Source organism: Melaminivora alkalimesophila (genome assembly GCF_000282995.1).
GTDB classification, from domain to species: Bacteria; Pseudomonadota; Gammaproteobacteria; order Burkholderiales; family Burkholderiaceae_C; genus Melaminivora; species Melaminivora alkalimesophila.
This window is the reverse complement of sequence record NZ_ALEE01000559.1, coordinates 1-4,488: the sequence shown is the minus strand read 5'-3', so window position 1 is coordinate 4,488 and position 4,488 is coordinate 1. Positions and strand designations below refer to the sequence as shown.

General features: G+C 68.5%; 5 protein-coding genes. 2 read left to right on the top strand and 3 right to left on the bottom strand.

What is annotated here, in order from left to right; all coding sequences use genetic code 11:
* Nucleotides 1-120: 120 nt before the first annotated feature.
* The 3 genes from A612_RS10935 to A612_RS10925 form a co-directional block, all read right to left on the bottom strand.
* Complete coding sequence (locus tag A612_RS10935) at nucleotides 121-1,005, bottom strand: HlyC/CorC family transporter (RefSeq protein WP_019374522.1); 885 nt, start codon at nucleotides 1,003-1,005, stop codon at nucleotides 121-123.
* 84 nt (nucleotides 1,006-1,089) lie between these two features.
* Complete coding sequence (locus A612_RS10930; protein WP_040436654.1) at nucleotides 1,090-1,815, bottom strand: GNAT family N-acetyltransferase; 726 nt, start codon at nucleotides 1,813-1,815, stop codon at nucleotides 1,090-1,092.
* Nucleotides 1,816-1,895: 80 nt separating this feature from the next.
* Nucleotides 1,896-2,384 carry an Lrp/AsnC family transcriptional regulator gene (locus tag A612_RS10925; protein ID WP_019374520.1) on the bottom strand — a complete coding sequence of 163 codons (489 nt, stop codon included), beginning with the start codon at nucleotides 2,382-2,384 and terminating at the stop codon, nucleotides 1,896-1,898.
* A gap of 206 nt (nucleotides 2,385-2,590) precedes the next feature.
* Here A612_RS10925 and hppD point away from each other — a divergent pair, with 206 nt between their 5' ends.
* Together hppD and A612_RS10915 are read left to right on the top strand one after the other, a co-directional pair.
* The gene (hppD, locus tag A612_RS10920; RefSeq protein ID WP_019374519.1) at nucleotides 2,591-3,718 is read left to right on the top strand and encodes a 4-hydroxyphenylpyruvate dioxygenase; all 1,128 of its coding nucleotides are present in this window, start codon (nucleotides 2,591-2,593) and stop codon (nucleotides 3,716-3,718) included.
* 125 nt (nucleotides 3,719-3,843) lie between these two features.
* Nucleotides 3,844-4,377, top strand: coding sequence for a tripartite tricarboxylate transporter substrate-binding protein (locus A612_RS10915; protein WP_019374518.1), 534 nt, complete (start codon nucleotides 3,844-3,846; stop codon nucleotides 4,375-4,377).
* The last annotated feature ends 111 nt before the right edge of the window (nucleotides 4,378-4,488 follow it).

Here is a 4,488-nt window from a genome sequence, read left to right as displayed (position 1 = left end):
GCGGCTCGCCGCTGCCGGGCCAGGCGAGCGACAGGGCCTGCAGGAGGCCCCCCGCGCCCGCCAGCAGCCAGGGAGCGAGCCGGCGCACGGGCGCAGGTGCGGCGGGGCGCAGCGGGGCCATCAGGCGGCGGACTCGTCCTCGTCGCCCGCGGCTGGCGCCACCTTGAACCAGCGCACGGCCCCGCCCTTGGTGTGCAGCACGACGAACTTCAGGCCGCCGAGCACGGTGGTCTCGCCCTTGGCGGGCGCGCGGCCCAGTTCGTGGGCGATCAGGCCGCCGATGGTGTCGAATTCCTCGTCCGGGTCGCTGGAGGCCAGCTGCACCTCGAAGGCCTCGGCGACGCGCTCCACCGGCGTGTGGCCGCTCACGCGCCAGGTGCCGTCGGCCAGCGCGAAGATGTCGCCCTCGTCCTCGGGGATGTCGAACTCGTCCTCGATCTCGCCGACGATCTGCTCGATCACGTCCTCGAAGGTCACGAGGCCGGCGGTGCGGCCGAACTCGTCGATGACGATCGCCAGGTGGTTGCGCGTGGCGCGGAACTCGCGCACCAGCTCGTGCAGCCCCTTGCTCTCGGGCACGAACAGCGCCGGGCGCACCAGCGTGCGGATGCTCAGCTCGGGCGAGCGCCAGCGCTTGAGCAGGTCCTTGGCCAGCAGGATGCCGATGATGTTGTCGCGCGAGCCCTGGTAGACGGGAAAGCGCGAGTGCGCCGTCTGGATGACCTGGTGCATGAGCGCATCCACCGGCGCGTCGATGTCCAGCATGTCCATGCGCGCCGGCGGCACCAGCACGTCGTCGGCCGTCATCTCGGCCATGCGCAGCACGCGCTCGAGCATGATGCGCGCGTCGGCGTTGATGACCTCATTGTCCTCGGCCTCGGCCAGCGTGGCGATCAGCTCGTCGGTGGAATCGGGCCCGGGGTGGATGAACTCGATCAGGCGCTGCAGGATGGAGCGCTTGTCCTCCTTGCCATCGGAAGGGTGCGCAGGGTGCGGGTCGGACACGTCAGCGGAGCGTGCAAGGGTGGAACAAGGGTTCCTAGGATAGCGGATCGCCCAGGCCGCCGGCCGGCCCGGCAGGCGGGCCAACTATTCGGGCGCGCGCTCGCGGCCCTCGCGCACGCCCTGGCGGATCTCCTGCAGGTTCGCCAGCATCTTCCAGAACTGCCGGGCCTGCTTCTTGAGCTGGTAGTCCAGCTCGCCGTAGTGCTCGGCCACCAGGCGCGAGACGCGCGTGTCCAGCCCCGCGGGCGGCAGCTGCAGGTAGGCCTCGGATTCGTGGCCGTCCTGGTGCACGCGCGCGCCGGCGTTGCGCGCGATCTTCAGCATCGCCGTGTTCTCGCTGAGCGCGTGGATGAACATCATGCTCACGCCGCGGTGGCGCGCCAGCATCACGGCGCGCTCGAACAGCCGCGCGCCATAGCCGCGCCCGCGCGCGCTGGCCGAGACCGAGACGCCGAACTCGGCGCAGTTGGGCGCCCCCGCCGCGCCGCCGTAGGCGACTTGGGCCAGCGCGATCAGCTCCAGCTTGCGGTTGAAGATGCCGAACACCTCGTCGCGCTCGAAGTCCAGCAGGTCCACGTAGCGCTGCACCTGCTCGTCGGTGGCGGGGTAGCCGAAGCGCAGGTAGCGGTCGTGCTCGGACAGACCCAGCAGGTGCGCGGCAATGCGGGCGCGGTGCTGGGCGCCCAGCGGGCGGATGGGAACCGGAACGGAAGACGCCATGGCAAAACCTCGGTGGGAGCGCCCACGCAGGCGGGGCATGGCCGAGCCTGCGGGCAGGCAGGCGTGGAGCAAGGTCTCGGGTATGGGCATGGTGCGCCCATTCTAGGGTTTTCCCTAGGATTCTGCAGCGCCATGTTGCAATGCAGCAATGCCCCTGGGGGCATCCTTGCTCAAACCGGCACCGCCGTCGTGGCCTTGACGCGGTCGAGCACGAAGCTGGTCTTGCAGTCCTGCACGCTCGGGTGCTTGAGCAGGGTGTCCATGATGAAGCGGCTGTAGTGCCCCATGTCGGCCACCACCACGCGCAGCAGGTAGTCCATCTCGCCCGTGAGCGCGGCGCACTCGACCACCTCCGGCCAGGTCTGGACGCTGGCGCGGAACAGGTCCATGGGGTTGCGCTTGTGGCTCTCGGTGAGCTTTTCCAGGCGCACGTTCAGGTAGGCCGTCAGCCCCAGCCCCACCGCCTCCGGCCGCACCAGTGCCACGTAGCGGTCGATGATGCCCAGTTCCTCGAGGCGGCGCGTGCGGCGCAGCACGGCGCTCGCCGACAGGCCGACCTGCTCGCCGATCACGTCGTAGGTCTCGCGGCCGTTGTCCTGCAGCCTGCGCAGGATGGCACGGTCGAGCTTGTCAAGGATGGGGGGGCTGCGCTCCGTCATGGCGGCGGATTCTAGGCAGGCGCCGCGAAACCGGCCTCGGCACGATCCCTAACGCGATAGCCGTGCAAAGTGCATTGACAAATCGCAATATTCCTGCGCTCGCAACCACGATCTGCGCAATATTCGCCGGAAAAATGAGCCCCTGCCGGCCTACAGTCGATGGATTGAACCCTTTTTTCTGCCACCACACGACAGGAGACATGCCCATGACCGCCCCCCTGCCCACGCAAGCCGCCCAAGAGACCGCCGCCTGGGAGAACCCCATGGGCCTGATGGGCTTCGAGTTCGTCGAGTTCACCTCACCCGAGCCGGGCGTGCTGGAGAAGGTGTTCGAGCAGCTGGGCTTCACGCTGGTCGCACGCCACCGCTCCAAGGACGTGCTGCTGTACCGCCAGAACCAGATCAACTTCATCCTGAACCGCGAGCCGCGCAGCCTTGCCTCCTACTTCGGCGCCGAGCACGGCCCGTCCGCCTGCGGCCTGGCGTTTCGCGTCAAGAACGCCCAGCAAGCGTACAAGCGCGCGCTGGAGCTGGGCGCCCAGCCCATCGAGATCCCCACCGGTCCGATGGAGCTGCGCCTGCCGGCCATCAAGGGCATCGGCGGCGCGCCGCTGTACCTGATCGACCGCTTCGAGGATGGCAAGTCGATCTACGACATCGACTTCGAGTGGATCGAGGGCGTGGACCGCCGCCCGGTGGGCCACGGCCTGAACGAGATCGACCACCTGACGCACAACGTCTACCGCGGCCGGATGGAGTTCTGGTCGAACTTCTACGAGCGGCTGTTCAACTTCCGCGAGATCCGCTACTTCGACATCCAGGGCGAATACACCGGCCTGACCTCCAAGGCCATGACCGCGCCGGACGGCAAGATCCGCATTCCGCTGAACGAGGAAGCCAAGCAGGGCGGCGGGCAGATCGAGGAATTCCTGATGCAGTTCAACGGCGAGGGCATCCAGCACATCGCCCTGATCTGCGACAACCTGATCGAGGTGGTGGACAAGCTGGGCCTGGCCGGCGTGCCGCTGGCCACGGCGCCCAACGACATCTACTACGAGATGCTGGAGACGCGCCTGCCCGGCCACGGCCAGCCGGTGGAGGAACTGAAGGCGCGCGGCATCCTGCTGGACGGCACCACCGCCGACGGCACGCCGCGCCTGTTGCTGCAGATCTTCTCCACGCCGATGCTCGGCCCGGTGTTCTTCGAGTTCATCGAGCGCCGCGGCGACTTCCGCGACGGCTTCGGCGAAGGCAACTTCAAGGCGCTGTTCGAGTCGCTGGAGCGCGACCAGGTGCGCCGCGGCGCCATTCCGCAGGCCCAGTCGGCAGGCTGACCGCCCCGACCGAGGCGACAGCCACCCCGAGCGGCCGTTTCTATGCTCGATCGTTTTGTCCATCGATGAAGGGAAACGGAGGAATGGCAGTGTTGCACAGGCGTGAATGGAACCGAAGGGCAGGGTTGGCATGGTGCCTGGGGGCGCTGCGCTACGGCTCGGGCGGCAACGGCAGCATCGGCCACATCGCCGGCGAGATGTTCCAGTCGCTCACCAACACGCGCATGGCGCACCAGCCCTACGCGGGTGCCGGGCCGGCGCTCAAGGCCCTGCAGGAGGGCAGCGTGGCGCTGCTGTTCGACAACCTGGCGTCGTCGCTGCCGCTGATCCGCGAGGGCAAGCTGCGCGCGCTGGGCGTGACCTCGCTGGGCCCGGACGCGGCGCTGCCGCAGGTGCCGAGCATCAACAGCGAGGTGCCGGGCTTTCACGTCTCGACCTGGTTCGGCCTGTTCGCGCCGGCCGGCCTGCCCGAGGCGCAGGCACAGAAATACGCCAGCGCCTTCTCCGCCGCCATGCACTCGCCGCAGGGCCGCGAGCAGTTCAAGGCGATGGGTCTGGAGCCGCAGGAGCTGACGCTGGGCGGCTTCGGCAGCTTCGTGCAGTCGGAATACCGCAAGTACGAATTCCTGATCAAGGCCGCCAAGATCCGCCTTCAGTAGCCGGCGCGGCGCGGGTGGCCTGAACCTTCATTCCAAGGAGACACACCATGGCACAGACACCCGCCACCGGACAGACCCCCGTCGTCTACGGCGCCAGCGACCGCCCGCCGC

Bases quoted from the DNA above. Each gene is read 5' to 3' on its own strand.
- A612_RS10930 (WP_040436654.1), bottom strand. From the start codon at position 1,815: ATGCCCATACCCGAGACCTTGCTCCACGCCTGCCTGCCCGCAGGCTCG.
- A612_RS10925 (WP_019374520.1), bottom strand. From the start codon at position 2,384: ATGACGGAGCGCAGCCCCCCCATCCTTGACAAGCTCGACCGTGCCATC.
- hppD (WP_019374519.1), top strand. From the start codon at position 2,591: ATGACCGCCCCCCTGCCCACGCAAGCCGCCCAAGAGACCGCCGCCTGG.